Source organism: Micromonospora sp. NBRC 110009, assembly GCF_030518795.1.
Classification (GTDB): Bacteria; Actinomycetota; Actinomycetes; order Mycobacteriales; family Micromonosporaceae; genus Micromonospora.
This window is the reverse complement of record NZ_CP130427.1, coordinates 709,044-735,987: the sequence shown is the minus strand read 5'-3', so window position 1 is coordinate 735,987 and position 26,944 is coordinate 709,044. Positions and strand designations below refer to the sequence as shown.

Annotated in this window: 27 protein-coding genes; 18 read left to right on the top strand and 9 right to left on the bottom strand. The window is 74.7% G+C overall.

The window, feature by feature from the left end:
- Nucleotides 1–28: 28 nt before the first annotated feature.
- Nucleotides 29–886 (top strand): type I methionyl aminopeptidase, encoded by an 858-nt coding sequence (map, locus tag Q2K19_RS03400; protein WP_302767586.1) that lies wholly within the window; start codon nt 29–31, stop codon nt 884–886.
- Nucleotides 883–1,599 (top strand): VIT1/CCC1 transporter family protein, encoded by a 717-nt coding sequence (locus Q2K19_RS03395; RefSeq protein ID WP_302767585.1) that lies wholly within the window; start codon nt 883–885, stop codon nt 1,597–1,599. Before map ends, Q2K19_RS03395 begins: the two co-directional genes overlap by 4 nt.
- A gap of 29 nt (nt 1,600–1,628) precedes the next feature.
- Here the strand turns inward: Q2K19_RS03395 and Q2K19_RS03390 are convergent, their stop codons facing one another.
- From Q2K19_RS03390 to Q2K19_RS03360, 7 genes are all read right to left on the bottom strand, one after another.
- Nucleotides 1,629–2,366: a nucleotidyltransferase domain-containing protein gene (locus Q2K19_RS03390; RefSeq protein ID WP_302767584.1), complete on the bottom strand. Its 738-nt coding sequence runs from the start codon at nt 2,364–2,366 to the stop codon at nt 1,629–1,631.
- Nucleotides 2,367–2,488: 122 nt separating this feature from the next.
- A complete protein-coding gene (locus Q2K19_RS03385; RefSeq protein WP_302767582.1) occupies nt 2,489–2,974 on the bottom strand; it encodes a nitroreductase family deazaflavin-dependent oxidoreductase in 486 nt (161 codons plus the stop codon).
- A gap of 69 nt (nt 2,975–3,043) precedes the next feature.
- The gene (locus Q2K19_RS03380; RefSeq protein ID WP_302767580.1) at nt 3,044–5,746 is read right to left on the bottom strand and encodes an FtsX-like permease family protein; all 2,703 of its coding nucleotides are present in this window, start codon (nt 5,744–5,746) and stop codon (nt 3,044–3,046) included.
- Entirely contained in the window at nt 5,743–6,465 is a 723-nt protein-coding gene (locus Q2K19_RS03375; protein WP_302767579.1) for an ABC transporter ATP-binding protein, read from the bottom strand. The genes Q2K19_RS03380 and Q2K19_RS03375 overlap by 4 nt, the downstream gene beginning before the upstream one ends.
- Nucleotides 6,466–6,496: 31 nt before the next feature.
- A complete protein-coding gene (locus tag Q2K19_RS03370) occupies nt 6,497–7,078 on the bottom strand; it encodes a PadR family transcriptional regulator (RefSeq protein ID WP_302767578.1) in 582 nt (193 codons plus the stop codon).
- Nucleotides 7,079–7,148: 70 nt separating this feature from the next.
- Nucleotides 7,149–7,601: a ferritin-like domain-containing protein gene (locus tag Q2K19_RS03365; RefSeq protein ID WP_302767577.1), complete on the bottom strand. Its 453-nt coding sequence runs from the start codon at nt 7,599–7,601 to the stop codon at nt 7,149–7,151.
- The gene (locus tag Q2K19_RS03360; protein ID WP_302772247.1) at nt 7,598–8,047 is read right to left on the bottom strand and encodes a hypothetical protein; all 450 of its coding nucleotides are present in this window, start codon (nt 8,045–8,047) and stop codon (nt 7,598–7,600) included. Before Q2K19_RS03360 ends, Q2K19_RS03365 begins: the two co-directional genes overlap by 4 nt.
- 230 nt (nt 8,048–8,277) lie before the next feature.
- Between Q2K19_RS03360 and rimP the strand changes: the two genes are divergently transcribed.
- The 12 genes from rimP (at nt 8,278) to Q2K19_RS03300 (ending at nt 19,695) form a co-directional block, all read left to right on the top strand.
- Complete coding sequence (gene rimP, locus Q2K19_RS03355) at nt 8,278–8,964, top strand: ribosome maturation factor RimP (protein ID WP_302767576.1); 687 nt, start codon at nt 8,278–8,280, stop codon at nt 8,962–8,964.
- Nucleotides 8,961–10,004 carry a transcription termination factor NusA gene (gene nusA / locus Q2K19_RS03350; RefSeq protein ID WP_302767574.1) on the top strand — a complete coding sequence of 348 codons (1,044 nt, stop codon included), beginning with the start codon at nt 8,961–8,963 and terminating at the stop codon, nt 10,002–10,004. The genes rimP and nusA overlap by 4 nt, the downstream gene beginning before the upstream one ends.
- A 16-nt stretch (nt 10,005–10,020) precedes the next feature.
- Nucleotides 10,021–10,356 (top strand): YlxR family protein, encoded by a 336-nt coding sequence (locus tag Q2K19_RS03345; protein WP_302767572.1) that lies wholly within the window; start codon nt 10,021–10,023, stop codon nt 10,354–10,356.
- 93 nt (nt 10,357–10,449) lie between these two features.
- Nucleotides 10,450–13,449: a translation initiation factor IF-2 gene (infB, locus tag Q2K19_RS03340; protein WP_302767571.1), complete on the top strand. Its 3,000-nt coding sequence runs from the start codon at nt 10,450–10,452 to the stop codon at nt 13,447–13,449.
- Between the two features lie 78 nt (nt 13,450–13,527).
- Entirely contained in the window at nt 13,528–14,589 is a 1,062-nt protein-coding gene (locus tag Q2K19_RS03335; RefSeq protein ID WP_302767569.1) for a TRM11 family SAM-dependent methyltransferase, read from the top strand.
- Nucleotides 14,590–14,623: 34 nt separating this feature from the next.
- The gene (locus Q2K19_RS03330) at nt 14,624–14,917 is read left to right on the top strand and encodes a DUF503 domain-containing protein (RefSeq protein ID WP_302767567.1); all 294 of its coding nucleotides are present in this window, start codon (nt 14,624–14,626) and stop codon (nt 14,915–14,917) included.
- Nucleotides 14,918–15,039: 122 nt separating this feature from the next.
- On the top strand, nt 15,040–15,519 hold the full coding sequence (gene rbfA, locus Q2K19_RS03325) for a 30S ribosome-binding factor RbfA (protein ID WP_302767565.1): 480 nt from the start codon (nt 15,040–15,042) through the stop codon (nt 15,517–15,519).
- Nucleotides 15,516–16,562, top strand: a complete 1,047-nt coding sequence (locus tag Q2K19_RS03320) for a DHH family phosphoesterase (RefSeq protein WP_302767563.1) — start codon at nt 15,516–15,518, stop codon at nt 16,560–16,562. The genes rbfA and Q2K19_RS03320 overlap by 4 nt, the downstream gene beginning before the upstream one ends.
- Before the next feature lie 65 nt (nt 16,563–16,627).
- Nucleotides 16,628–17,035 carry a hypothetical protein gene (locus Q2K19_RS03315; RefSeq protein ID WP_302767560.1) on the top strand — a complete coding sequence of 136 codons (408 nt, stop codon included), beginning with the start codon at nt 16,628–16,630 and terminating at the stop codon, nt 17,033–17,035.
- Nucleotides 17,035–17,244, top strand: coding sequence for a DUF6186 family protein (locus Q2K19_RS03310; protein WP_302772245.1), 210 nt, complete (start codon nt 17,035–17,037; stop codon nt 17,242–17,244). Before Q2K19_RS03315 ends, Q2K19_RS03310 begins: the two co-directional genes overlap by 1 nt.
- A 478-nt stretch (nt 17,245–17,722) precedes the next feature.
- Entirely contained in the window at nt 17,723–18,247 is a 525-nt protein-coding gene (locus Q2K19_RS03305) for an AAA family ATPase (protein WP_302767559.1), read from the top strand.
- Between the two features lie 119 nt (nt 18,248–18,366).
- Nucleotides 18,367–19,695 carry an MATE family efflux transporter gene (locus Q2K19_RS03300; RefSeq protein WP_302767558.1) on the top strand — a complete coding sequence of 443 codons (1,329 nt, stop codon included), beginning with the start codon at nt 18,367–18,369 and terminating at the stop codon, nt 19,693–19,695.
- A 16-nt stretch (nt 19,696–19,711) separates the two neighbouring features.
- Here the strand turns inward: Q2K19_RS03300 and Q2K19_RS03295 are convergent, their stop codons facing one another.
- Nucleotides 19,712–20,719 carry a cupredoxin domain-containing protein gene (locus Q2K19_RS03295; protein ID WP_302767556.1) on the bottom strand — a complete coding sequence of 336 codons (1,008 nt, stop codon included), beginning with the start codon at nt 20,717–20,719 and terminating at the stop codon, nt 19,712–19,714.
- A 105-nt stretch (nt 20,720–20,824) separates the two neighbouring features.
- Complete coding sequence (locus Q2K19_RS03290; RefSeq protein WP_302767555.1) at nt 20,825–21,826, bottom strand: hypothetical protein; 1,002 nt, start codon at nt 21,824–21,826, stop codon at nt 20,825–20,827.
- 109 nt (nt 21,827–21,935) lie between these two features.
- Here Q2K19_RS03290 and truB point away from each other — a divergent pair, with 109 nt between their 5' ends.
- The 4 genes from truB (at nt 21,936) to Q2K19_RS03270 (ending at nt 26,840) form a co-directional block, all read left to right on the top strand.
- On the top strand, nt 21,936–22,820 hold the full coding sequence (gene truB, locus Q2K19_RS03285; RefSeq protein ID WP_446839697.1) for a tRNA pseudouridine(55) synthase TruB: 885 nt from the start codon (nt 21,936–21,938) through the stop codon (nt 22,818–22,820).
- A 32-nt stretch (nt 22,821–22,852) separates the two neighbouring features.
- Nucleotides 22,853–23,779 (top strand): bifunctional riboflavin kinase/FAD synthetase, encoded by a 927-nt coding sequence (locus Q2K19_RS03280; protein ID WP_302767554.1) that lies wholly within the window; start codon nt 22,853–22,855, stop codon nt 23,777–23,779.
- Between the two features lie 208 nt (nt 23,780–23,987).
- A complete protein-coding gene (gene rpsO / locus Q2K19_RS03275; protein WP_043962418.1) occupies nt 23,988–24,257 on the top strand; it encodes a 30S ribosomal protein S15 in 270 nt (89 codons plus the stop codon).
- Between the two features lie 219 nt (nt 24,258–24,476).
- Nucleotides 24,477–26,840, top strand: coding sequence for a polyribonucleotide nucleotidyltransferase (locus tag Q2K19_RS03270; protein ID WP_302767535.1), 2,364 nt, complete (start codon nt 24,477–24,479; stop codon nt 26,838–26,840).
- The last annotated feature ends 104 nt before the right edge of the window (nt 26,841–26,944 follow it).

The window sequence follows — 26,944 nt, the reverse complement described above, 5'->3', positions numbered from 1 at the left end:
CCCGGGCGTGCGGCGATAGGCTGTGGTCATGACCGTCCGTGCGCCGCTGACCCCAGGCACGCTCTCCCCGTGGCGAGCGGTGCCCGCCCACATCCCGCGCCCCGAGTACGTGGGTAAGAAGCGTCCCCAGGAATACCGCGGCTCGCACGTGCAGGCGCCGGAGACCATCGAGAAGATGCGGGTCGCCGGCCGGCTCGCCGCCCAGGCCACCCAGCTCGCGGGCGAGCACTGCAAGCCGGGGGTGACCACCGACGAGATCGACAAGGTGGTCCACGAGTTCCTCTGCGACCACGGCGCCTACCCGTCGACGCTGGGCTACAAGGGCTTCCCGAAGTCCTGCTGCACCAGCCTCAACGAGGTGATCTGCCACGGCATCCCGGACTCGACGGTGCTCGAGGACGGCGACATCATCAACGTCGACGTCACCGCGTACCTGGACGGGGTGCACGGCGACACCGACGCCACCTTCTGTGTGGGCGAGGTGAGCGAGGAGGCCCGGCTGCTCGTCGAGCGGACCCACGAGGCCATGATGCGCGGCATCAAGGCGGTCGCCCCGGGCCGGCAGATCAACGTGATCGGCCGGGTCATCGAGTCGTACGCGAAGCGGTTCGGCTACGGCGTGGTCCGCGACTTCACCGGCCACGGCATCGGCGAGTCCTTCCACAGCGGTCTCTACGTGCCGCACTACGACAGCCCGCGCCCCACGGACGTGATGGAGCCGGGCATGACGTTCACCATCGAGCCGATGATCACCATCGGCACCTACCAGTACGACATGTGGGACGACGGCTGGACGGTGGTCACCAAGGACCGCAAGTGGACCGCCCAGTTCGAGCACACCATCGTCGTGACCGACGACGGCTACGAGATCCTGACGCTGCCGTGACCGAGACCCCGGCGGCGTTGCGGGAGGCGCACCACGCGGACGTGTCCGGCGGCTGGCTGCGGCCCGCCGTGTTCGGCGCGATGGACGGGCTGGTCACCAACATCGCGCTGATCGCCGGTGTCGGCGGCGGCGGCGTCTCGCCGCGCAGCATCATCCTCACCGGCACCGCCGGGCTGGTGGCCGGCGCCATCTCGATGGGGCTGGGGGAGTACACCAGCGTCCGGTCGGCCAACGAGCAGGTGGCCGCCGAGGTGGCCAAGGAGCGGCGCGAGCTGGAACGCCACCCCGAGGCGGAGGCCCGCGAGCTGGCCGAGGCGTGGGTGGCCCGGGGGCTGCCCCGGGACCTGGCCATGCAGGTCGCCGACGCGGTCCGGCGCAACCCGGAGGAGGCGCTGCGGGTGCACGTCCGGGAGGAGTTGGGTGTCGACCCGGACGAACAGCCGAGCCCCTGGGCGGCGGCCATCTCGTCGTTCCTCTGCTTCTCGGTGGGCGCGCTGGTGCCGCTGCTGACCTACCTGCTCGGCTTCACCAGCCTCTGGCTGGCGCTCGGTGTCGGCGGGGTGGGCCTCTTCCTGGCCGGCGTGATCGTCGCCCGGTTCACCAACCGGGCCTGGTGGACCAGCGGCCTGCGGCAACTCCTGCTCGGCGCCCTCGCGGCCGCCGCGACCTACCTGGTCGGCACCCTGATCGGCATCCAGGGCGGCATCGGCTGACCGGTACCCGCTCCCGACCGTGGGGCGGGTCAGCCGGAGAGGAGGTCGTCGACGGTGCCGTCGATCGGGCGGCCCCGGGCGGCCAGTTCCTCGGCCTGGCCGGCCAGCACCGTCCCCACCTCGGTCATGTCCGCGCCGGCCAGCCCGGTACGCCGTACCGCGTCGCCCGGGTCGCGGAAGTAGGTGCGGCTGAACAGGCCGTGCACCGTGGCCGCGGCCAGCCGGGCCTCGCCGAGCATGAGCAGCGCCTGGTCGGTCTCGTACCACTCGGCGAGCCGGAGCGCCCGGGCGTGCGCGGCGCTGCCCCGGTACCACGCCCGGCGGGCGGCGGCGGTGAACTCGGCCGGTCGGGCCCGGGCCAGCCGGGCCAGGTGCTCGTCGCGCAGGGTGCGCAGCCAGCCGGTCGGGTCGTGCAGGGCGCGGGTGGTGACGTACCGGTCGGCGGTGAGCGGCCAGAGCGGGGTGATGGTGCGGGCCTGCCGCAGGTAGTCGTCGGCCCCGGCGACGGTGAGGTCGACGAGCACGCCGTCCACCCGGCGGGTGGCCGGGGGCGGCCCGCCGCCCGGCCGGTAGGTGACCATGAGCAGCCCCACCTCGCCGTCCCCGCCGCCGTCGTCGTCGCCGTGCGCGAGCGGGCCGTGCACCGCGATCGCGAGGATGTCGGCCGCGAACCGGCGCAGCGCCCCGTCGCTCACCCGCTCGGCGACCCGCCATCGGGGGTCGTCCAGGTACCGGTCGGTCTCCACCTCGGCGCCGCTGGCGTCCACGGTCCACCTCCGATCCGCGAACGGGCCGCGAGTCGGTGGCCCGGCGCGCGTCGCCCGTACTCACCCTAGCCAGGCGACGCCGGCCCGCCCGTCCGCCGCGCCCGGGGCGGACCGGTCGCCGGTCAGGGGGTGGGGTCGGGCGCGCCCGTCGGGACCAGGCGGAAGACCCGGACCTCCCGGCCGCCGGCCCGTTCCACGTACGTCCGGTAGGCCGGCCACTCGTCGACCAGCCGGGCGAAGAGCCGCTCTCGCTCGTCGCCGCCGACCAGGTCGGCCCGGACCGGGAGCCGGCGGCTCCGCACGTCGACCTCGGCGGCGGGCTGGGCGAGCAGGTTCAACGACCAGGCCGGCTGGTGCTGCTGTCCCCAGTTCGACGCAATCACCACGTACGCGTCGCCGTCCGGCACGTAGAGCAGGGGATTGCTGCGCGGCTTGCCGGAGCGGCGGCCCGTGGTGGTGAGGACCAGGGAGGGCACCAGCCCGAACGCGACCACGCGGCCCTTGGTCAGCCGCCCGACCAGCCGGTCGGCGGGAACGAGCGGACGCAGGGCGGCGGCGAACCACTTCTGGTGACCGAGGCGGCGGGCGAGCGTTCCCAGGGCGGACACCCGCCCAGTGTGCCGGTCGCGGCCCACCACCGTCATCCCCACGGACCAGCCGGTCCACCTGGGACCGGCTCAGTCCAGCCGGCGCTCCACGGGCAGCCGGGACCGGGTGAGCAGCCCGGCCCCGAGCATCGCCACCAGCGGCACCACCACCAGCACGCTCAGGGTCAGCCCGGGCACCACCAGCGGGTACGGCTCGGTGACCGGCCAGGTCTGGGCGTAGCGCCGGTTCAGGGACACCAGGATGATGGTCGCCGAGCCGAGGCCGGCCCCGATACCGAGCGCCGAGCCGAGCACCGCGATCACCCCGGCCTGGCAGAGCGACAGCACCCGACGTACCCGGGGGTCGGCGCCGACCGCGGCCAGGGTGGAGAGGTCCCGGCGGCCCTCGGCGGCGGCGAGGCCGGTGGCCACCCCGGCCGCGCCCAGGGTGATCACGCCGGAGGCGACGGCCAGCAGGAGCAGCAGCGGGCGCTGGTCGGACCCCGGCCCCTCGGTCGACACCTGGACCGACAGCGGGGCGACCCGGGACAGCTCGGCGGCGAGACGGCTCTGCTCCCGGGCGTTCGGTGGGGCGTCCGTGTCGATCAGGTAGCCGAGCGGCGCCGCGACGACGCCGACGGCGGCCGCCGCGCGCGGGGACAGGAAGAGCCGGTCGACGGGGAGGCCGCCGCGCAGCGGATACCCCGGCAGGGTGGCGGTGGCGGTCGGGGCGCCGGAGCCGTGGGTGACCTCGACCGTCACCCGGCCGTCGACCAGCCGCCGGGGGTCGGTGACCACCACCCCGCCGGCCCGCAGCACCCGGGTGGCGGCGGCCACCTCCTCCGCCGGGGCGCCGGTGAGCGCGGGCAGCACCGCACCGTCGTCCACCACCGCGGGGAGGCCGATGTCGCTCGGCTCACGGAGGGTCCGCACGCACCGCGGGTCGTCGCCCGCCGGCGTGCGTCCGCCGGTGGCGGTGTTCCAGGCCGGCTCGTACGGGCAGCGCCGTTCCGGCGGCAGCACCGCGGCGGCGACGCAGAAGTCCTCCGGAGCGGCCGGCCGGGCGCACTCCGGGGTGGCGACCGCGACGATCGTGGCGTTCGGCAGTACGGCCCGGACCGGCCGGGCGACCTCGTCGGCCGGCGGCAGCGACCCGGCGGCCTCCGGCGGGTCGGTCCGCAGCAGCGCCACGTTGCCGGGCGGCAGGCCCGGCTGCCAGGCCGCGCGGTCGCGGGCGTCGTCGCTGGCCACGTAGATGCCGAGGGCGACGCTGCCGGCCACCGCCGCCATCACCGCGGAGATGGCCGGGGCGGCCGAGGAACGGTTGCGGCTGGCGTCGCGCAGCGCGAGCCGGGGCGTCAGCGGCAGCAGCCGGCCCGCCCGGGCGAGCAGCCCGATCAGGGTCGGGGTGCAGAAGACCAGCCCCAGTTCGCCGAGGATCAGCCCGGCCAGCACCACCGTCGGGGTGGTGCCGGCGGCGCCCAGCGCCGCGACGACGGAGCCGGCGACGGTGAGCAGCATCCCGAGGAGCAGCCAGTGCCGGCGGTGCCGGGGCGGGTTGCGTCGACCGGCGAGGCCGGCCACCACGTCCTGCCGGGCCGCCGCCCAGGCCGGGGCCAGCGCGGCCAGCACCCCGGCCAGCACCGCCACTGCGGCGATCGCGGCCAGCGCGGACGGGAAGATCCGGTACCCGCCGAAGCGGGCGGACACCAGGTACTGCTCGACGAGCGGCCGGCCGGCGAGCGCGGCGCCGACGCCGAGCAGCAGGCCGAGCGCCGCCCCGCCCGCGCCGAGTACCACCCCGTCGGCGAGCACGATGCGGCGCAGGTGCGCCGCGTCCCCGCCGGCCACCGCCACCAGGGCGAGGTCTCGCCGGCGCCGGCGTACGCCGACCGCGAAGGCCGGGCCGACCAGCAGCACCACCTCCAGCAGGCCGAGCCCGCCGACCAGCACCGCGTTGCCGGCCTGTTCCGGGTCGGGCAGCGTCGAGCCGGTGTACACCGCGTCCCGCCCCGGCACCGGGGCCCGGGCGGACACCACGACCCCGCGCGCGTTCAGCCGGTCCGCCAGCGCCCGGTCCACCGGCCCGGGCAGGTCCACCAGCCAGCTCTCCTCCGGCTTCGGGAGCGACCCGATCGGGCTCTCCGGCCGCAGCGCGACCACCTCCCGCAGGTTGTCCGGGAACTCCACCACCCCGACCACGAGGTACCTGATGCCGCCGGTGGTCTGCACCGGGTCACCGAGGCGTACGCCGAGCCGGCGCAGCGCGCGCGGGCTGACCGCGATCTCGTCGGGGGCGGTCGGCCGCCGGCCGGCGCGCAGCGTCGCGAGGGAGCCGGTGAGCGGGTCGGTGAGGTCGAGGGCGCGGCCGTCCAGCGACACGGCGCGACCGTCGACCCGTACCTCGAACGGGACCCAGCGGCGCAGCAGGGCGACCCGGCTGCCGGCGGGCAGCACCGACCGGATCTCGTCGGCCGTGACCGGACGGATCCGCGGCACCGTCTCGCCCCCGACCGTCCCGTAGCCCTCGCCCCAGGCGTCCTGGGTCACCGGGTTCACCGCCGTCCAGCGAAGCTCGGCGTCGGCCACCCCGAGCTGCCGGTCCAGCCGCTCCGCCCGGGTCAGCTCGGCCATGTCGTAGCTCGCGGCGGCGAAGCTCAGCGCCAGCACGGGCAGCGCGATCATCGCCAGCACCAGCGCGGTACGCCCGCGGGCCCGGCGGGCCTCGCGCCGGGCGATGCGCAGCGCGGTCCGCCACGAGCCGAGCGTGGCGGCGAGCCGGCCGGGTTTCACCGCCCGCTGCCGCTGAGCAGTTGCTCGACGCCGCCCAGCGGCGCGGTCGAGTCCACCAGCACCCCGTCGCGGAGGAACACCACCCGGTCGGCCCAGCCGGCGTGCCGCGCCTCGTGGGTGACCAGCACCCCGGCTGCGCCGGCGTCCACCCGGCGGCGCAGCAGGTGCAGCACCGCCTCCCCGGCCTCCGAGTCGAGCGCCCCGGTGGGCTCGTCGGCGAGGACGAGGCGACGCTCGCCGACCAGGGCGCGGGCGATCGCCACCCGCTGCTGCTGGCCGCCGGACATCTGGTCCGGGAACCGGTCGCCCAGCCCGGCCACGCCCACCTCGGTCAGCGCGGCCAGCGCCGCCCTCCGGGCCGCCCGGACGCCGGCCCCGTCGAGTTCCAGCGGGAGCGCCACGTTCTCCGCGGCGGTGAGGCTGCCGAGCAGGTTGAGGTCCTGGAAGACATAGCCGATCCGGCGGCGGCGCAGCCGGGCGAGCGCCCGGGCGGCCAGCCCGCCGAGCGCCTCCCCCTCGACCAGCACGTCGCCGCCGGTCGGGCGGTCCAGGCCGCCGGCCAGCGCCAGCAGCGTCGACTTGCCGGAGCCGGACGGGCCCATGACCGCCACGAGTTCGCCGGCCGCGACGGTGAGGCTCACCCCGCGCAGCGCGTGCACGGCGGCCTCCCCGGCACCGTGGGTCCGGTGCACGTCCCGCAGTTCCAGCACCGTGCTCATCGACGTCCCTCCCGCCGGGCCGGCCGGCGGCTCACCGGTGGGCCGCCTCGTCGGCCCGGTCCACCGCCTCGGGGTGGCCGGCCGGCCGGCTCGGCGCGGGACGGTACCGGACCAGGCTGCTCTCGCAGTGGTCGAGCCAGCGGACCTCCGCCTCGGCCTGGAAGATCATCGCGTCCAGCACCAGCCGCCAGGGCAGATCCTCCGGCTTGTCGCTGGCGTACTTCAACCGGGTCAACTCCTGCAGCGCCCGCACGGTCGCGCTGCGCTGGGCCTGCACCACCGCCCGGACGTCCACGCCGGGGGTGGTCAGCGCCAGAGCCAGCTTGATCGACAGCTCGTCCCGGGGCCGGTCGGCCCGGCTGATCGGGGTGGCGAACCAGAGGGCCAGGTCCGCGCGGCCGGCGTCGGTGATCTCGTACGGCCGCTGCCCGCTCTCGCCCTCCGGCAGGGGGCGGACCAGACCGTCGCGTTCCAGCCGGGCGAGCGTGGTGTAGACCTGTCCGATGTTCAGCGGCCAGGTGGAGCCGGTCGACTCCTCGAAGGCGGCCCGCAGCTGGTAGCCGTACATCTGGCCGCGTTCGAGCAGGGCGAGCAGACCGTGGCGGATGGACATGGCGAGGAGTATGCATACCTGGTATGCGCGCCGCAACCGGAGCGATCCGCCGCGTGACCAGGCTCCAGCGTCAGACCGGCCGGCCGGGGAACGGGACGGTGATCGGGGTCACGCCGGCGGTGCGCCGCCAGCGGGTGGCCCGGAGGGCGCAGTCGGTCAGCGCCGCGAGGGCCCGGTTCCGGTCCGCGCCGGTGGTGTGCGGCAGGGCGGCCCGCCAGTGCCCCGCGGTCCGTTCCTCGATCTCGACCGCCAGCTTGAGCGCGCTCGCCCGGTCGGTCACCGCGTACGGCAGCGCGTAGCCGGCCCGGTCGGCGGGGACCTGACCGCCGCCCGCGCTGAGCTGGAGGATGAGGGCGTCCCGGCGGGCCCGGTGCGCCGCCTCGGCGGTCCGGGCGGCCGTCCGCGCAGCGTCGGCCAGGTGCACGCCGATCACCCCGTACGCCCAGATCGCCGCGTATTCCGCGGTGAGCGCGTCGGCGAGGGGCTGGGCCGGCCCGCCCGTGGGTGCGGTACGCGGGATCATTTCAGCGCCTCCACGTGGGTCGCCCGGGCGGCGGCGATCGAGCCGAGCAGTGCGGCCCGTTCGGCGGGCGCGGCGGCGCACGCCTTCGCCGCGTTGTCCCGGCCCTGCTGCTCCGCCTCGCGCAGCTCGGCGAGGAGGCCGTCGGGGTCGGTGGCCGCCGCGCTCGGGGTGCCGGCGGGCGTGCCGGACGGGGCCGCCCGGCCGATCACCCTGCGCAGCTCCTCGACGTGCGCCCGGTGGGCGTCGGCGATCGCGGTGAGCCGTTCGGTCAGGGCCGGGGCGGCGGCGACGGCGGCCCGGTGCCGGGCCTCGAGCGCGGCGGACTCCGCCGCGAGCGGCTCGAGCGGATCCGGTGCCGGCGGCTCGTCGTCGCGGCCGAAAGGATCACAGCCGGTCAGCGGTACGGCCGCGCCGCCGAGCGCGACCAGCGCTCCGGCGCGCAGCAGGTTCCGCCGGGAATATCCCGGTGTTCCGTTTCGTTCCGTCGTTCTGCCCGTCGCCACCGGACAAGTCAACACCATCGGCGGGGCCTTGTGGGCCAGAGGCGTCGGTGCGCCGCCGGGTCGGGCGGCCGGCCCGCGCGTTACGCTCTGCGCAGCCACCGGGCGCATTCGCCCCGGTGGCGTGCCGGCATGGCGGGCCGATCGGCCCGTGGAACAGCAGAGAGGTGCGCCAGATGACGCAGCGTGGCCGTGCCACCAGACCGACGGGGCCCTCCGGGCGACCCCGGCGGTCCGACGGCCCCCGTGGTGGGGACCGGGGCGGCGCACCCCGCGGCGACCTGGCCGCCCGTCGGGCCCGGCTGCGCGAGGTGATCGAGCCGGTGGTCATCGCCGCCGGCTACGACCTCGAGGACCTCTCGGTCTCCCGGGCCGGCCGCCGGCACGTGGTCCGGGTGATCGTGGACGCCGAGGGCGGGATCAACCTGGACGGCGTCGCGGACGTCTCCCGGGCGGTCTCCGCCGCGCTGGACGCCGCGGAGGAGGCCGCCGGCGACATCGTCGCCGGCGAGTACCAGCTGGAGGTCAGCTCGCCGGGCGTGGACCGGCCGCTCACCCTGCCCCGGCACTGGCGGCGCAACGTCGGCCGGCTGGTCAAGGTGACCGTGCGGGGCGCCGCGGGCGTGCCCGAGCAGCGGACCGCCGGGGACCGTCAGCTCACCGGCCGGGTGGTCGAGGCCGACGACGAGCGCGTGGTGCTGGAGACGGACGCCGGCCGCACCGAACACCCGTACGCCGAACTCGGACCGGGCCGGGTCCAGGTGGAGTTCAGCCGCCTCGACGAGGTGGCGGACGACGAGTTCGACGGCGACGAGACCGAAGACTTCGACGACGAAGATGATGTGGAGGACGAGGAGAGGTGAACATCGACCTCGCGGCGCTGCGCGCACTGGAGCGCGAGCGGGAGATCCCGTTCGACACCATCCTCGCGGCGATCGAGACCGCGTTGCTGACCGCCTACCGGCACACCGACGGCGCCGAGCCGCACGCTCGGGTGGAGATCGACCGTAAGACCGGCGCCGCCCTGGTGTACGCGCAGGAGGTGGACGCCGAGGGCGCGGTGGTGCGGGAATGGGACGACACGCCGCACGACTTCGGCCGCATCGCGGCCATGACGGCGAAGCAGGTGATCCTCCAGCGGCTGCGGGAGGCCACCGACGAGGTGCACTTCGGCGAGTACGTGGGCCGCGACGGCGACCTGGTCACCGGCGTGGTGCAGGCGCACGAGGCGCGGGCCGAGAAGGGCATCGTCAGCGTCGACCTGGGCAAGCTGGAGGGCGTCCTGCCCCAGTCCGAGCAGGTCCCCGGCGAGCGGTACGCGCACGGCGAGCGGATCCGCTGCGTGGTGGTGCACGTGGCCAAGGGAATGCGCGGTCCGCAGATCACGTTGTCGCGATCGCACCCGGCGCTGGTGAAGAAGCTCTTCGCGCTGGAGGTGCCGGAGATCGCCGACGGCACGGTGGAGATCGGCGCGATCGCACGTGAGGCGGGTCACCGCACGAAGATCGCGGTGCGCTCGACCGCACCGGGCGTCAACGCCAAGGGCGCCTGCATCGGCCCGATGGGCCAGCGGGTCCGCGCGGTGATGAGCGAGCTGCACGGCGAGAAGATCGACATCATCGACTGGTCGGACGATCCGGCCACCTTCGTCGGCAACGCGCTCTCGCCGGCCAAGGCGCTCCGGGTCGAGGTGGTCGACCTGGCCAGCCGCACCGCCCGGGTGACCGTCCCGGATTTCCAGCTTTCGCTGGCGATCGGGCGGGAAGGGCAGAATGCCCGCCTCGCGGCCCGGTTGACCGGTTGGCGGATCGACATCCGGTCCGACGCCGAGCAGAGCGGCGCGGGCGGCCGGAGCGGAGCTGATCACGTACCCGAGCCGGGCGGCGCGATCTCGAACGGCTAGGGGTAGACTTCCTCCAGTGGCACGACGTTCGCTACCGGAGCGCACCTGTGTGGGCTGCCGGAGGCGGGCGCCGGCCAGCGAGTTGCTGCGGATCGTCGCGGTCGGTGACGGGGCTGGTCACTACAGGCTCCGGGCCGATCCGGCCCGCAGACTGCCGGGTCGGGGAGCGAACATGCACCCGGATCCGGCCTGCTTCGCGCAAGCGGTGCGGCGCCGCGCCTTCGGGCGGGCGCTGCGCGTCACCGGGGTCATCGATCACGGTGCGCTGGCGGAGCACGTTGACGCGCCATCCCCGACGACCGGTCAACCCGACCGGTCGCGGGTCGCTAGCAAGGTAGGACGACCGACATGAGCACACGATGAAGTCCCTGAAATGACCAGGCTTCAAGTGCACGAGTGAGGTCGCTGCGGGTGCTGCCCGCACGACCTCGGAGTGAGGAGTGCAGTGGCAGGAAAGGCCCGCGTACACGAGCTTGCCAAGGAGCTCGGGGTCGAAAGTAAGACCGTGCTCGCCAAGCTGAAGGAAATGGGCGAGTTCGTCAAGTCCGCGTCCAGCACCGTCGAGGCGCCCGTCGCCCGACGGCTGCGTGGCGCCTTCGTCGCGTCCGCCGGTGGCCCCTCGGCGCCGGCTGCCCCGCCGTCGGCCGCCCCGGCACCGACCCCGACGCCGACCCCGACCCCGGGTGCCCCCCGGGTCTCGGCCAAGCCGATGCCGCCCCGGCGGCCGGCCGCGCCGACCCCTGGACCGAAGCCCAAGGGCCCGGTCCCCGGCCCGCCGCAGCCGGCGACCCCGGTCGCCAAGCCGGCGAGCGCGCACGACATCGAGGTGGCGGCCGCCGAGGCGCGTGCCACCGCGCTGAAGGCTGAGCAGGAGGCCGCGGTCAAGGCCGCCCAGGCCGCCCGTCAGCAGCAGCGTGAGAACGTCCGTCGGGAGCCTCCGACCGAGGGTGGCCCCCGTCCCGGCCCGCGTCCGGGTCCGGGTGCCGTGCCGCCCCGTCCGGGTGCCCCGGCCGCCGGTCGTCCCGGCGCGCCGACCCCGGGTCCGGGCGGTCGTCCGGGCGGGCGTCCGCCGGCGCGCGGCGCCGGCAACAACCCGTTCGGCATCCAGGGCGGCCAGCAGCGGCCGCCGGCCGCCGGTGCCGGCGGCCCCCGTCCGAGCCCGGCCGGCATGCCGCCGCGGCCCAGCCCGGCCTCCATGCCGCCGCGGCCCAGCCCGGCCTCGATGCCGAGCCAGCGGCCCACCACGGGTCGCCCCGGCGGTCCCGGTGGCGGTCGTGGCGGTCCCGGTGGCGGCGCTGGTCGTCCCGGTGGCGGCGGCGGCTTCCGCGGCGGTCCCGGTGGCGGTGGCGGTGGCGGTGGCTACCGCGGCGGCCCCGGTGGCGGCGGTGGCGGTGGCGGTGGCTACCGCGGCGGCCCCGGTGGCGGCGGTGGCGCCGGTGCCGGTGGCGGTTTCCGCCCGGGTGGTCCGGCCGGTGGCGCCGGTCGTCCCGGTGGTGGCGGTCGTGGCCGTGGCGGCGGCGCCGCGGGTGCCTTCGGGCGTCCGGGTGGCAGGCCGACCCGCGGTCGCAAGTCCAAGAAGCAGCGCAGACAGGAGTTCGACAACCTGTCGGCCCCGACCATGTCCTCGGGTGCTCCCCGGGGTCAGGGTCAGGTCGTCCGGCTGTCCCGTGGCGCCTCGCTGTCGGACTTCGCCGACAAGATCAACGCCAACCCGGGTTCGCTGGTCCAGGAGATGTTCAACCTGGGCGAGATGGTGACCGCGACCCAGTCGTGCTCCGACGACACCCTGCTGCTGCTGGGTGAGCACCTCGGCTTCGACGTGCAGATCGTCAGCCCGGAGGACGAGGACCGCGAGCTGCTCGCGCAGTTCAACATCGACCTCGACGCGGTGGTCGCGGAGGACCGCCTGGTCAGCCGTGCGCCGGTGGTGACCGTCATGGGTCACGTCGACCACGGTAAGACCAAGCTGCTCGACGCGATCCGCAAGGCGAACGTCGTGGCCGGCGAGGCGGGTGGCATCACCCAGCACATCGGTGCCTACCAGGTCCACGTCCCGCACGAGGGCGAGGACCGCGCGGTGACCTTCATCGACACCCCGGGTCACGAGGCGTTCACCGCCATGCGTGCCCGTGGTGCCCAGGTCACGGACATCGTGATCCTGGTGGTCGCGGCCGACGACGGCGTGATGCCGCAGACCATCGAGGCGCTCAACCACGCCAAGGCGGCGGACGTGCCGATCGTGGTCGCGGTCAACAAGGTCGACAAGCCGGAGGCGAACCCGGACAAGGTCCGCCAGCAGCTGACCGAGTACGGCCTGGTCGCCGAGGAGTACGGCGGCGACACCATGTTCGTCAACGTGGCGGCCAAGCCCGGCATCGGCATCGAGGAGCTTCTCGAGGCCGTGCTGCTGACCGCCGACGCGTCGCTGGAGCTGACCGCTCCGATCGACGGGCCGGCGCAGGGTGTCGCCATCGAGGCGCACCTGGACAAGGGCCGCGGTGCGGTGGCGACCGTGCTGGTGCAGAAGGGCACCCTCCGGGCCGGCGACTCGATCGTCGCCGGCGGGGCGCACGGCCGGGTCCGGGCCATGCTGGACGAGAACGGCAAGCCGGTCGACGAGGCCGGGCCGGCGCGTCCGGTCATGGTGCTGGGTCTGACCACGGTGCCGGGAGCGGGTGACACCTTCCTGGCCGCCGAGGACGACCGGACCGTGCGGCAGATCGCCGAGCAGCGGCAGGCGCGACGGCGGGCGGCGGCATTCGCCAACTCCCGTGGCCGGGCCACCCTCGAGACGCTCATGGAGCAGCTCAAGGAGGGCGAGAAGACCTCGCTCAACCTGGTGCTCAAGGGCGATGTCTCCGGTTCCGTGGAGGCCCTCGAGGACGCGCTGTTCAACCTCGACATCCCGGAGGAGGTCCAGCTTCGGATCATCCACCGGGGCGTGGGTGCGATCACCGAGAGCGACGTCATGCTCGCGAGCGCCTCGTCCGAGGCGGTCACGATCATCGGCTTCAACGTGCGGGCCGCCAACAAGGTCCGCGAGATCGCCGACCGCGAGGGCGTGGAGATCCGGTACTACACCGTCATCTACCAGGCCATCGAGGAGATCGACGCCGCGCTCAAGGGGCTGCTCAAGCCGGAGTACGAGGAGGTCGAGCTGGGCACCGCGGAGATCCGCGACGTCTTCCGCTCGTCCAAGATCGGCAACATCTCCGGCTGCATCGTCCGGTCCGGCCTCATCCGCCGCAACGCCAAGGCGCGGCTGCTGCGGGACGGGGCGGTCGTGGCGGACAACCTCACGATCAGCTCCCTCAAGCGGTTCAAGGACGACGCGACGGAGGTCCGCGAGGGCTTCGAGTGTGGTCTGACGCTGGGCGGTTTCAACAACGTCCAGGTCGGCGACATCATCGAGACCTTCGAGATGCGGGAGAAGCCGCGCGTCTGAGCGGTGTGAACGACGGCGGCGGCCGGGGTCCACGGACCCCGGCCGCCGCCGTTTCCGCAGGCTGCGACAATTCCCGGCGTGATCGGGTACGCACTGCTCCTCGCCCCCTCCGCCAACCGCGTCTACGCCGACGCGGCCGGCCGGCTGGCCCGGGCCGAGCTGGAGATCTTCGCCGGCGCGGGGGTGCTCGACGCGGCTCCCGTGGACGCCGCCGTGGAGCGGATCGGCGGGGTGGAGTACCTGACCTTCGCCGCGCCGGAGCCGGGGCTGGGCGGGCGGGACCTGGCCTACCTGGCCAACCTGTCGGCGGCGTACGCGCTGTTCGAGCGGGTCGGTCCGGACCTGCTCCGGCCGGTGCCGCTGCACCCGCTCGCGCGCTACGACGCCGACCTGATCACCATCCCCAAGTACGCCGGCAAGACCAACGAGCAGTTCACCCGGCTGCTGCTCAACGCCACCCTGCTCGCCTCCGCCTCGGCCGGCGCGATGCTGGACCGGCAGCTCGTGGTCCTCGACCCGCTCTGCGGCCGGGGCACCACCCTCAACCAGGGGCTGATGTACGGCTACGACGGCATCGGCGTCGAGCACGACGGCAAGGACGTCGACGCGTACGCGGCGTTCCTGCGTACCTGGCTGCGCCGCAAGCGGCTCAAGCACAGCGCCGAGCTGGTGTCGGTCCGGCGGGACCGGAGGCTCGTCGCCCGGCGCTTCGAGGCGGTCCTCGCACCCTCCCGCGACGAGCACCGGTCCGGCGCCACCCAGCGGGTCACCGTGCTGCACACCGACACCACCCGGGCCCGGGAGGTGCTCCGCCCCCGCTGCGCCGACGTGATCGTGACCGACGCGCCGTACGGGGTGGCGCACGGCAGCCGGACCGGGCAGGAGCTGTCCCGCAGCCCTCTGGACCTGCTCGGCGCGGCGCTGCCGGTCTGGCGGGAGCTGCTCCGCCCTGGCGGCGCCCTCGGGCTGTCCTGGAACACCCACGTGGCGCCGCGGGCGGCGGCCGAGGCGCTGCTCGCCGAGGCGGGCCTGCGGGTGGTCGGCGGGCCGGGTTACCGCGATCTCGGGCACCGGGTCGACCAGGCGATCGACCGGGACGTCCTGGTGGCGGTCGCGCCTACGGCGGCCGAAAACGGGTGACCGGGCCGGCGGATCTGCCGTACCGTTGCTCGCCGTGTATACCGGAACCGCGCACTTCGACCTGTTGCTGCCGGGGGATTCCCGGTCCCTGAAGGCCAAGCGGGCGTACGTCCGGCCGATCGTCGCCGCGCTGCGCCGGTTCGAGGTGTCGGCCGCCGAGGTCGGGGCGCTCGACCTGCACGGCCGGGCGGAGATCGGGGTGGCCGTGGTGGCCGCCGAGCCGGCGCACGTCCGTGAGGTCCTCGACTCCTGCGAGCGCCTGGTGGCGGCCCGCCCGGAGGTCGAACTCCTCTCGGTCCGCCGCCGTCTCCATGGCGCGGAGGACTGACCGGCTGCGCTGCGCGAGCAGCGAGGCGACGCGGGTAGTGTTCGAGATGTTGGGCGGTCGGAACCGCCGGCGCCCGCGCCGTCGACTCCGGCCGGGAGCCAAGAGCCCTGGAGGTGGGGGACATGACGGATCCGGCCAAGGTACGCCGGCACGCGGAGCGCATCCGTGAACTGGTCGCGTCGGTGGTGCGGAGCCAGATCAAGGACCCCCGGCTCGGGATGATCACCATCACCGACGCCCGGATCACCGCCGATCTGCGCGACGCCACCGTCTTCTACACGGTGCTCGGCGACGCGGCGGCCCAGTCCAGCACCGCCGCCGCGCTGGAGAGCGCCAAGGGCATGCTGCGCAGCACCGTCGGCAAGGCCCTCGGGCTGCGCCACTCGCCGACCCTGACCTTCGTCCTGGACGACGTGCAGGACCAGGTCAAGCACATCGACGACCTGCTCGCGGCGGCCCGTACCGCCGACGCCGAGGTGCAGCGGCTGGCCGCCAGCGCCCAGTACGCGGGCGAGGCGCAGCCGTACCGGCTCGACGAGGAGGACACCGAGGACGCCGAGGCCGGCGAGGCGGACGAGTCCCGCGGCGGCGACCGCCGGTGATCCCGTCCGCCGAGGGCGGCTCGCCGGCCGGTGCCGGCCCGACCGACACCGACTGGGCGGCCGCCGTCGCGGCGGTACGCGAACTCCCCGCCGACGCGCGGGTGCTGCTGATCTGCCACGTCAACCCGGACGGCGACGCGCTGGGTAGCATGCTCGCCTTCGGGCTGGGCCTGCGCCGGCGGGGCGTGCGGCATCTCCAGGCGACCTTCCCCGGCCCGCCGGTGGTGCCCGAGCCGTTCCGCTGGCTGCCCGGGCTGGACCTGCTGGTGTCGCAGGACGCCGCGTACCCCGATCCGGATCTGGTGATCTGCTTCGACGTGGCGAGCGAGTCCCGGCTGGGTGACCTGGTCGACCGGCTGGACAAGGCCGGGACGGCGCTGGTGCTGGACCACCACGCCTCGAACACCCGGTTCGGCGGCATCCACCTGGTGGACCCGCACGCCGCCGCCACCTCGGTGGTTGCCGAGGGGCTGCTGAACCGGCTCGGGGTGCCGCTGGACGCGGAGATCGCCACCGGCCTCTACGTCGCGCTGAGCACCGACACCGGCTCCTTCCGCTTCGAGGCCACCACCCCGGCGGTGCACCAGATGGCGGCCCGGCTGCTGGCCACCGGCATCCGGCCCGGGGAGATCTCCCGGCGGATCTTCGACACCCGCCCGTTCGGCGCGGTCCGGCTCTTCGGTGAGGTGATCGGCCGGGCCCGGCTGGAGCCGGCGGCCGCCGCGGGGCGCGGGTTTGTCTGGACGTACGCCACCCGGGACGACCTGGTCCGCTACGACCAGCCGGCGTACGTGCTGGAGGCGTTGATCGACTCGGTCCGGTGCACGGCCGAGGCGGACGTGAGCTGCGTGGTCAAGCAGGTGTCGGACGCCGAGTGGGCGGTCTCGCTGCGCAGCAAGGGCGCAGTGGACGTCAGTGCGGTGGCGGTGGCGCTGGGCGGCGGCGGGCACCGGTTCGCGGCCGGGTTCACCGGCCGCGGCAGCGTCGACGAGGTGGTCGACCGGATCCGAACGGAGCTGGACGGGGCGTTGCTCCCCGCCTGAGATCAGGGACGACTCCGGGGCGTGCCGGTCTTCCCGCGCTCGGTGACGCTGAGGACAATCGGGAGATGGATCACCCCCGAGAGCTCACCGTCGAAGCGCCCCGCACCTGGGACCGCCCGGTCGTCTCCGTGCCGGTGCTGATCTGCCTCTCCCTGTTCGGCGGGCAGTTGCCGTCCTTCTCCGCCCAGGCCAATCTCTACACCCTCGGCACGGGCGGCGCGCTGATCTGGATCGGCGTCAGCAATCGGGTGCCCCGGCGGCCGGCCCCGCGCCGGCTCGGCGCCGGCGCGGGCTGGTGGCTGCTGCCGGCGACCGTGTTCGGGGTGTTCGAGGGGGCGACCTTCGTGCTGTCGGTGGGGGACGACTTCCCCACCTTCTCCCGGCTGGCCGACCCGCTGCTGGAGGACCACCTGGTCCGCTCCGCGGCCTGGTTCGCCTGGCTGGCCGCGTTCTGGGGGCTGGTCCGGCGATGATGCGGGCCCTGGCGATCGGCGGTTTCCTCAGCGCGCTGGTTCTCTTCGCGGCCGTCGAGTGGGCGGCCCGGCGGGAGGGGTCGCGCATCCCGTCGCTCGGTGACGTCTGCGCCTTCGTGATGCGCTACGAGGTGGGCCCGGTGCCGGTGGGCCGGATCGGTCTGTTCGGCTTCTGGTGGTGGCTCGGCTGGCACTTCCTGGCCCGCTGACGGGTCGCCCGTGGTGTCCGTATCCCGGGAACCATGGGCAGCATGTGGAAAATGAACGTTAACTTGGTTTTGGGACCGGCGCTTTTCGGCGCTGGTCAGGGGCGGTGGCGCCACACCCGGTGCCGCCTCCCTCCAGGGTCAGACCGACCCGGGCTCACGCTGCCAGGCGAGCCGCTCCGGTGATCCCGGACCGCATGCCCGGCGGTCAGCAGGCCGACGGCTGGAGCCGTCGGACGCCCGTAGGGCCACCGCGCGGTGGTCCGCACCCTGGAAGGGAACTCCCATGGCGACCAAGCACAAGCCGCAGACCGAGACCACCACCGACGAGGCGCGCGAGCAGATGCGCCGCGCGCTGCAGACCTCGATGGACACCCGTCAGTGACGTCCGGCCGCCGGCGGTGACGCCCGGCGAGCCGACGTCACCGCCGCACCGGTCACCCCTGCTCCCGTACGAACCCGCCGGCGCTACCGTCGCCCGGTGCGCCGCATTTTGATCGTCGGCAGTTCGGGCGCCGGCAAGAGCACCCTGGCCCGCGAGGTCGCCCGCCGGCTCGACCTCCCGCTCGTCCACCTCGACCGGCACTACTGGCGGCCGGGCTGGGTCGCCCCCGCCGACGCCGAGTTCCGCGCCGCGGTCCGCGCGCTCGCCGCCCGTCCGGTCTGGGTGATGGACGGCAACTACGGCAGCACCCTGGACCTCCGCCTGCCCCGCGCCGACCTGCTGGTGCTCTGTGACCCGTCCCGGCTGCGCTGCCTGGCCCGGGTGCTGCGCCGCCGCTGGACGCGCCGCGCCACGCCCCGGCCCGACCTGCCGGAGGGTTGCCCCGAGCAGCTCGACCTGCCGTTCCTCCGCTACGTCTGGGACTATCCCCGCCGCTCCCGCCCGCGGGTCCTCGCCACCGCCCGCGAGCTCGCCCCCGGCCTGCCGGTGGTCCGTCTGCGCACCCCCGCCCAGGTCCGCCGCTGGCTCTCGACGCTCCCGCCACCGCCCGGTCGAGCATGAGGTTGGCGGCGATCTCGATCTCCGGATCCGCCGGCAACTCCATGATCGACGCGCATCCGCCTCGGTAAGTGATGGGACGGCTTGCGTCCCTTACCGGAGGCGTGCCAGGATCGGCGGCGATGAGTCAGACCGCCGCCACCACCACCGCGCCCGCCGCCTCGCCCCGCCGGATCGCCGGGCTCGCCCTGCCGGCCCTCGTGGTGCTCGCCGCCGAGCCGCTCTACGTCCTGGTCGACACCGCGGTGGTCGGGCACCTGGGCCGTGTCCCGCTCGCCGCGCTCGCCGTCGGCGGCACGGTCATGACGCTGGCCGCGTGGCTCGGCACGGTCGTCGCCTATGGGACCACCGGGCGGTCCGCCCGGCGGTTCGGGTCGGGCGACCGGGGCGCCGCGGTGGCCGAGGGCGTCCAGGCGTCCTGGCTCGCGCTGACCGTCGGCGTGCTGGTGGCGCTCGCCATGCAGGTCGGCGGTGGCGCGCTGGCGCGTACCCTCGTCGGCGAGTCGGGCGCGGTGGCCGACGCGGCCGCCGCCTGGCTGCGCCTCGCGGCGCTCGGCGCGCCGGGCCTGCTGCTGGCCGCCGCCGGCAACGGCTGGCTGCGTGGCATCCAGGACACCCGGCGACCGCTGCTCTTCGTGCTCGCGCCCAACCTGCTCTCCGCGCTGCTCTGCCCGCTGCTGGTCTACCCGGTCGGGCTGGGCCTGACCGGCTCGGCGGTGGCGAACGCCGTCGCGCAGACCCTCTCCGGCGGCCTCTTCGCCGCGGCGCTGGTGCGCGAGCGGGTCTCCCTGCGCCCGCGGCCCCGGCTGATCCGCCAGCAGCTCGTGCTCAGCCGGGACCTGCTGATCCGGGGCGTCGCCTTCCAGGCGAGCTTCCTCTCCGCCACCGCGGTCGCGGCCCGGTTCGGCGCCGCCGCGGTCGGCGCCCACCAGATCGCCGTCCAGCTGTGGTTCTTCACCGCGCTGGTGCTGGACGCCCTCGCGATCGCCGCGCAGGCGCTGATCGGCGCGGCGCTCGGCGCCGGCGACGCGCCCGGCGCCCGCGCCCTGGCGCGGCGGATCGCCCTGCTCGGCGGCGCCTGCGGCGCGGTCTTCGCGGTGCTGATCGCCGCCGGCGCCGGCCTGGTGCCGTCCTGGTTCAGCTCCGATCCACAGGTACGCGAGCAGGCCATGGTGGCCTGGCCGTGGTTCGTCGCGCTCCAGCCGATCGGCGGGGTGGTCTTCGCCCTCGACGGGGTGCTGATCGGCGCGGGAGACGTTCGCTACCTGCGCAACCTCACCATCGCGGCGGCGTTCGGCGGCTTCCTCCCGGCGATCTGGTTGGCCTACGGGCTCGACCTCGGCCTCGGCGGGATCTGGGCCGGGCTGACGCTGTTCGTCGTGCTCCGGCTGGTCGCGCTGCTGCTGCGGCTGCGCTCCGGCCGCTGGGCGGTGGTCGGCGCGGTCCGCTGACCACCGCCGCCGGTCTTCAGCAGGACTCCGCGATGTCCAGCGAGCGCTCGGGATCGAACATGGCGTCCGGGTCCTCGGTGGCGAGCGGGCCGCCGTACTGCGGGGCGGCGATGTCCACCAGCCCCTTGTCGAAAGTCGCACACTCGATGTTCGAGCCGTACGAGTCCGCCGTGTCGATCCAGAGCCCGTTCGAGGACGTACGGACGTCGGCGGGGTGCGGCACGTGCCAGACCACCGTGTCGTGCACCAGCACCACCCCGTCCGAGGGGTCGGGGGTGGGGGAGCGGAAGGCGTACACCCAGACGAAGTTGGTGGTCACCTCGATCACCCGGATGCCGTCGCGGTCCCGGGTGGACCGGTAGCTGACCCGTCCCTTCACCCGCGGCTGGTGATCCGTGATCCTGGCGCCCGGTGCCAGACGCGTGGCGTAGCTGACCGCGGCGCCGGAGGCGAAGTCGTCCCGCATGTTCGCGCGGGCGTCCGGGGCGAACAGCCGGAGGAACCGGTCCGGGGTCTCCGCCGTCATGAACCTGCGGTCGAGCCGGCCCATCAGCAGTGCCGTGCGGACCTTCGCCAGTCCGGCCGCCACCTGCTTCTCGGTGAACGGCCCGGTCCGCTTCGCCGTGGGCAGGACGATCCCCGTCGGTGCCTCCGGGAACGCCGCGGCCGGCGTACCGTCGAACGGGCCGGCCGCCGGGGGCGGCGACGCCGAGGTGACGGCCTGCTCACCGGGCGGCTGGCTGATCGTCGGGTACGCCGCGGAGGGCTCGCCCCAGCGCTGGACGGCCCGGTAGCCGGCGGTGCCGACGAGCCCGAAGAAGGCGAGCAGCAGCAGCGCCGCCGCCCCGCCGAGCAGCTTGACGGAGTGCTGGTTCAGCCAGATCCGCCAGCGGTCGGCGCCGCTCGGCTCGGCGTCGACCTGCGGCTGGCGCAGCCAGTCCGGGACCGTCCCCAGCCCGTCGGCGGTTGCCGTCCGCGGGTCGGGGTGGCGCGGCGATTCGGGGGTCGACCCGTGGTCGGTCATCGTGGTTCCCAGGGACGGTGCGGCGGGGGCACTGCATGATCGCACCGGCGCAGTCATCGCGCTGCCCCGCCGGGCGCCGTCCCGCCGCCCCATTTGCGGTACGCCTCAGCAGTTGTCCGGAAGGTCCAGCGTCGTGTCCGGGTCGAAGACCGCGTCCGGCTCCGGGCCGTCCGGACCGCCGGCGCTGCGGGTGCCGAGGTCGAGCAGTCCCTTGTCGAAGGCCGCGCAGTCGATGTTGGACGCGTACGAGTTCGCATCCTCGATCCACAGCCCGTTCGAGCCGCGGTCGACGTCGTCGGGATGCGGCACGCTCCAGACCACCGTGTCGTGCACCACGACCAGCCCGTCGCCCGGCACGGTGCTGCTGGTCTGGAAGGCGTACGCCCAGACGAAGTTGGTGGTCACCGCCAGGATCCGGATGCCGTCGGCGTCCTTGGTGGACCGGTAGCTGATCCGCCCCTTCACGCGGGGCTGGTCGGCGGTGAGCCGGGCGCCGGGCGCCAGCCGGGTGGCGTACGCGGCGAAGGTGTCGGAGGTGAAGTCCTTGCGCAGGTCGGCGCGGGCGTCCCGGGCGAACTGCCGGATCAGCGGTTCCGGGTCGTCCGCGGTCATGAACCGGCGGTCCAGCCGTGCGGTCACCAGGACCGTCCGGACCTTCGCCAGCGCGGCCGCCACCTGCTGCTCGGTGAACGGGCCGGTCCGCTTGGCGGCGGGCAGGGCGATTCCCGCCTGTCCCTGCGGGAACCCGGCGGCCGGGGTGCCGTCGAACGGGCCGGCTGCCGGGGGCGGCGGGGCGGACGTGGCGGCCGGTGCGCCGGGCGGTGGGCCGAACGTCGGATACACCACCGGCCGCCCGTCCGCGGACGGCATCGACACCAGGACGGCCCCGCCGACCACCCCGACGAAGGCGAGCAGCAGCAGCGCGGTCGCGCCGGTCAGCAGCGAGCCGGAGTGCCGGCTCAGCCAACCCCGCAGCCGGTCGTCGCGGCTCGGATCGGCGGCGACGGGCGGCGGCTGGCGCAGCCACTCCGGGGCCGGCGGCCCGGGCCGGTGGCCGGGCGCAGGGGCGGGATTGCGCGGTGCGGAGTTCGGCCGATCGTCGGTCATCGCGGCCCCCGGTCAGGAGTGGGCGAGATGTCAGTGAGTGTCCCACCTTGTCGCCCGCTGCGGTATCCCCCGGCCGGACCGGGACCGGTATCTGGCAGGCTTGGCGGTCGTGAGCGCAGACGGTCTGATCGTGGTCGACAAGCCCGGGGGCATGACGTCGCACGACGTGGTGGCCCGAATCCGGCGGCTGGCGCGTACCCGGCGGGTGGGGCACGGCGGCACGCTCGACCCGATGGCCACCGGGGTGCTGGTGATCGGGGTGGGCCGGGCCACCCGGCTGCTCACCTACGTGATCGGCGCCGGCAAGAGCTACACCGCCACCATCCGGCTCGGCCAGGCCACCGTCACCGACGACGCCGAGGGCGACGTGATCGCCACCACCCCGACCCTCGGGGTCACCGACGACGCGGTCCGCGCCGCGCTCGCCGCGCTGACCGGCGAGATCGACCAGGTGCCGAGCGCGGTCAGCGCCATCAAGATCAACGGCCAGCGGGCGTACAAGCGGGTCCGCGAGGGGGAGAGCGTCGAGCTGCCCGCCCGCCGGGTAACCGTCTCCCGGCTGGACGTCCTGGCGATCCGCCGGGACGCCCCGGACGTGGTGGACGTCGACGTGGACGTCACCTGCTCGTCCGGGACGTACATCCGGGCCATCGCCCGGGACGCGGGCCTCGCCCTCGGAGTGGGCGGGCACCTCACCGCGCTGCGCCGGACCGCGGTCGGCGGCTTCACCCTGGCCGAGTCGGCCACCCTCGACGAGCTGGAGCAGCGCGCCCCGGAGGTGGTCAACCTGCCGCTGGACGCCGCCGCCGACCGGTTCTTCGCGCGCCGGAACGCCACGCCGGAGGAGGCGAAGGTCCTCTCCCACGGCGGGCCGCTGGACCCGGCCGGCATCGCCGGGCCGTACGCGGTCTTCGGCCCGGACGGCGGGTTGATCGCTATCGTCAGCGAGCGGGACGGCCGGGCCCGCGCGGAGATCGTGCTGGCCCCGGCCTGACGGCGGCGGCGCGGAGCAGGGGAGGAGCCGGAATGCAGCGGTGGCGGGGGTACGAGGCGGCACCCGGGGGTTGGGGGCGGTCGGTGGTCACCATCGGCGTCTTCGACGGGGTGCACAAGGGCCACCAGGCCACCATCGGTCACGCCGTGGCGCGCGCCCGGGAGTTGGGCGTCAAGTCGGTCGTGGTCACCTTCGACCCGCACCCGGCCGAGGTGGTCCGGCCCGGGTCGCACCCCGCGGTGCTCACCGAGCCGGCCCGCAAGGCGGAGCTGATCGAGGCGCTCGGCGTCGACGTGCTCTGCGTGGTGCCGTTCACCCCGGAGTTCTCCCGGCTGCCGGCCGAGGCGTTCGTGCACGACATCCTGGTCGAGCACCTGCACGCCGCGCTGGTCGTGGTCGGCGCCAACTTCCGCTTCGGGCACCGGGCGGCCGGGGACGTGGCGCTGCTGGAGCGGCTGGGCCGCACCTTCGGCTTCGGGGTGGAGGGCGGCCCGCTGGTCGCCGAGGCCGGGACGGTCTTCTCCTCGACGTACATCCGTTCCTGCGTCGACGCGGGCGACGTGGCCGCGGCGGCCGCCGCCCTCGGGCGTCCGCACCGGGTGGAGGGCGTGGTGGTCCGCGGCGACCAGCGCGGCCGGGAGCTGGGCTACCCGACCGCGAACCTGCTGACCCACCGGTACGCGGCGGTCCCCGCCGACGGGGTCTACGCGGCCCGGCTGGTGCGCCGGGGCGGCGCGCCGCTCGCCGCCGCCGTGTCGGTCGGCACCAACCCGACCTTCTCCGGCCGGGAGCGCCGGGTCGAGGCCTACGCGCTGGACTTCACCGGTGACCTGTACGGCGAGCGGCTCGCGCTGGACTTCGTGGCACACCTGCGCGAACAACGGACGTACGACTCGATCGAGCCGTTGGTGGCCCAGATCGCCGAGGACGTCGAGCGAACCCGCCGGGCGCTGGGCTGAGCCCACCGCCGGCCCGTCCGCGTGGCGCCGTACGCCCTTCACCGGGTGGTTCCCCACCGGGCTGGTAGTCTGGCGGGGACGTCGGCTGACCGACGTGGGGCCTCGCGTGCCTGCACGACGCCGCGGGCGCGAGGAACCGGTCCGTCCACCGGTCGCTCCGACCGGTACCGGGTGGACCTCATCGAACGACCCACGAAACAGGGAGAACATGGCGCTCGACCAGGAAGCCAAGGCCAAGATCCGCGCGGAGTACGCGACCGCCGAGGGCGACACCGGTTCGCCGGAGGTGCAGGTCGCGGTCCTCACCAAGCGGATCGCGGAGCTCACCGAGCACCTGAAGGTGCACAAGCACGACCACCACAGCCGCCGTGGGCTGCTGCTGCTGGTCGGCCGTCGCCGTCGGCTGCTCAACTACGTCCAGAAGAAGGACATCAACCGCTACCGGTCGCTCATCGAGCGGCTCGGCCTGCGCCGATGACGTGACGGGGGAGTGGCCACTCGGCCGCTCCCCCGTTCCGGTACCACCGAAGAACCCGGCCGCGCGACAACCCGAGAGGGAGCCGGTCAGCACCGGTCTCCGGTAGTGGCCCCCGGAATCCCGGCATCATGCCGGCCACCCGGGCGCTTCGATCGAAGACCGGCCGTCTGAGCAGTTCCCCGTGTCGTGGGCCGACGACGCGAAGGAGCACCACAGCACATGACCGAGACGAACCTCGGCACCGAATCCCGCACCGCCGTGATCGACAACGGGTCGTTCGGCACCCGCGAGATCACCTTCTCCACCGGTCGGCTGGCCCGTCAGGCCGCCGGCTCCGTCATCGCCCAGCTCGGCGAGACGGTCGTCCTCTCCGCCACCACCGCCGGCAAGCAGCCCCGGGAGCAGTTCGACTTCTTCCCGCTGACCGTCGACGTCGAGGAGCGGATGTACGCCGCGGGCCGGATCCCCGGCTCGTTCTTCCGCCGCGAGGGCCGGCCCAGCGAGGACGCCATCCTCACCTGCCGGCTGATCGACCGGCCGCTGCGCCCGTCCTTCGTCAAGGGCCTGCGCAACGAGGTCCAGGTCGTCGAGACCGTGCTGGCGCTCGACCCGCAGCACCCGTACGACGTGGTGGCGATCAACGCCGCCTCGATGTCCACCAAGCTCTCCGGTCTGCCGTTCTCCGGCCCGATCGGGGCCACCCGGGTCGCGCACGTCGACGGCCAGTGGGTCGCCTTCCCGACCCTGGAGGAGCTGGCCCGGGCCACCTTCGACATGGTCGTGGCCGGCCGGGCGCTGCCCGACGGCGACGTCGCGATCATGATGGTCGAGGCCGAGGCGACGCCGAACGCCGTGGCCCTGATCTCGGACGGCGCCACCGCCCCGACCGAGGAGGTCGTGGCCAGCGGCCTGGAGGCCGCCAAGCCGGCGATCCGCGAGCTGTGCCGCGCGCAGAGCGAGCTGGCCGAGGTGGCCGCCAAGCCGGTCGCCGAGTTCCCGGTCTTCCTGGACTACCAGGACGACGCCTACGAGGCGGTGGCCGAGGTGGCCCGCGCCGAGGTCGCCGAGGCCCTGAAGATCGCCGGCAAGCATGACCGCGAGGAGGCCCTGGACCGGGTCAAGGCCCGGGTCGCCGAGGAGCTCGGCCCGCGCTTCGAGGGCCGGGAGAAGGAGCTCTCCGCCGCGTTCCGGTCGCTGACCAAGTCCGAGGTTCGCAACCGGGTGCTGCGCGAGCAGGTCCGCATCGACGGCCGCGGCCCGCGCGACATCCGTCCGCTGACCGCCGAGGTCGGCGTGCTGCCGCGGGTGCACGGCTCGGCGCTGTTCGAGCGGGGCGAGACCCAGATCCTGGGCGTCACCACGCTGAACATGCTGCGCATGGAGCAGATGGTGGACACCCTGTCCCCCGAGAACCGCAAGCGCTACATGCACAACTACAACTTCCCGCCGTACTCCACCGGTGAGACCGGCCGGGTCGGCTCGCCGAAGCGGCGCGAGATCGGCCACGGCGCGCTGGCCGAGCGGGCGCTGATCCCGGTGCTGCCGTCGCGCGAGGAGTTCCCGTACGCCATCCGGCAGGTCTCCGAGGCGCTCGGCTCCAACGGCTCCACCTCGATGGGCTCGGTCTGCGCCTCGTCGCTGGGCCTGCTCTCGGCCGGTGTGCCGCTGAAGGCACCGGTCGCCGGCATCGCCATGGGCCTCATCTCCGACGAGGTCGAGGGCAAGACCCAGTACGTGACGCTGACCGACATCCTCGGCGCCGAGGACGCGTTCGGCGACATGGACTTCAAGGTCGCCGGCACCCGGGACTTCGTCACCGCGCTCCAGCTCGACACCAAGCTCGACGGCATCCCGTCGGACGTGCTGGCCGCCGCGCTCCAGCAGGCGAACGAGGCCCGGCAGACCATCCTCGACGTGATGCAGCGGGCCATCGAGGCTCCGGCCGAGATGTCGGACTACGCCCCGCGGGTCACCACCGTGAAGATCCCGGTCGACAAGATCGGCATGGTGATCGGCCCGAAGGGCCAGACCATCAACGCCATCCAGGACGAGACCGGCGCCGAGATCTCCATCGAGGACGACGGCACCATCTACGTCGGCGCGACCAACGGCCCGTCGGCCCAGGCCGCGGTCGAGCGGATCAACGCGATCGCCAACCCGACGCTGCCGAAGGTCGGCGACCGGTTCCTCGGCACCGTGGTGAAGACCGCCGCGTTCGGCGCCTTCATCTCGCTGCTCCCGGGCCGCGACGGCCTGCTGCACATCTCCAAGGTGGGCGACGGCAAGCGGGTCGAGAAGGTCGAGGACTTCCTCAACGTCGGCGACAAGGTCGAGGTGGAGATCGCCGACATCGACCAGCGCGGCAAGATCTACCTGGACAAGGTCCGCCCGGAGGGCGCCGAGGCGCCGGCCGGTGAGGCCGCCGGTGGCGAGCGGCCGGCCGGCCGCGACCGCGGCGACCGTGGCCCGCGGGACCGGGGCGACCGCGAGCGCGGCGGCCGGGGCCCGGAGCGGGGCGAGGGCGGCGAGGGCGGCGAGGGCGGCGGCGAGTCCCGCCCGCGTCGCCGGACCCGGCACAGCTGATCCATCACCGGCCGGGGGGGGCCGGCGGCGCCCCCCCCCCCCGCGCCGGCGCCCCCCCCCCGGCCGGTCGACGGCTCCAGGTCGACGGCGCGCCGCCGCTCGTC

Bases quoted from the DNA above. Each gene is read 5' to 3' on its own strand.
- map (WP_302767586.1), top strand. From the start codon at position 29: ATGACCGTCCGTGCGCCGCTGACCCCAGGCACGCTCTCCCCGTGGCGA.
- Q2K19_RS03375 (WP_302767579.1), bottom strand. From the start codon at position 6,465: ATGAGCACGGTGCTGGAACTGCGGGACGTGCACCGGACCCACGGTGCC.
- Q2K19_RS03370 (WP_302767578.1), bottom strand. From the start codon at position 7,078: ATGTCCATCCGCCACGGTCTGCTCGCCCTGCTCGAACGCGGCCAGATG.
- Q2K19_RS03365 (WP_302767577.1), bottom strand. From the start codon at position 7,601: ATGATCCCGCGTACCGCACCCACGGGCGGGCCGGCCCAGCCCCTCGCC.
- rimP (WP_302767576.1), top strand. From the start codon at position 8,278: ATGACGCAGCGTGGCCGTGCCACCAGACCGACGGGGCCCTCCGGGCGA.
- rbfA (WP_302767565.1), top strand. From the start codon at position 15,040: ATGACGGATCCGGCCAAGGTACGCCGGCACGCGGAGCGCATCCGTGAA.
- Q2K19_RS03315 (WP_302767560.1), top strand. From the start codon at position 16,628: ATGGATCACCCCCGAGAGCTCACCGTCGAAGCGCCCCGCACCTGGGAC.
- Q2K19_RS03310 (WP_302772245.1), top strand. From the start codon at position 17,035: ATGCGGGCCCTGGCGATCGGCGGTTTCCTCAGCGCGCTGGTTCTCTTC.
- Q2K19_RS03300 (WP_302767558.1), top strand. From the start codon at position 18,367: ATGAGTCAGACCGCCGCCACCACCACCGCGCCCGCCGCCTCGCCCCGC.
- Q2K19_RS03295 (WP_302767556.1), bottom strand. From the start codon at position 20,719: ATGACCGACCACGGGTCGACCCCCGAATCGCCGCGCCACCCCGACCCG.
- Q2K19_RS03290 (WP_302767555.1), bottom strand. From the start codon at position 21,826: ATGACCGACGATCGGCCGAACTCCGCACCGCGCAATCCCGCCCCTGCG.
- Q2K19_RS03280 (WP_302767554.1), top strand. From the start codon at position 22,853: ATGCAGCGGTGGCGGGGGTACGAGGCGGCACCCGGGGGTTGGGGGCGG.
- rpsO (WP_043962418.1), top strand. From the start codon at position 23,988: ATGGCGCTCGACCAGGAAGCCAAGGCCAAGATCCGCGCGGAGTACGCG.
- Q2K19_RS03270 (WP_302767535.1), top strand. From the start codon at position 24,477: ATGACCGAGACGAACCTCGGCACCGAATCCCGCACCGCCGTGATCGAC.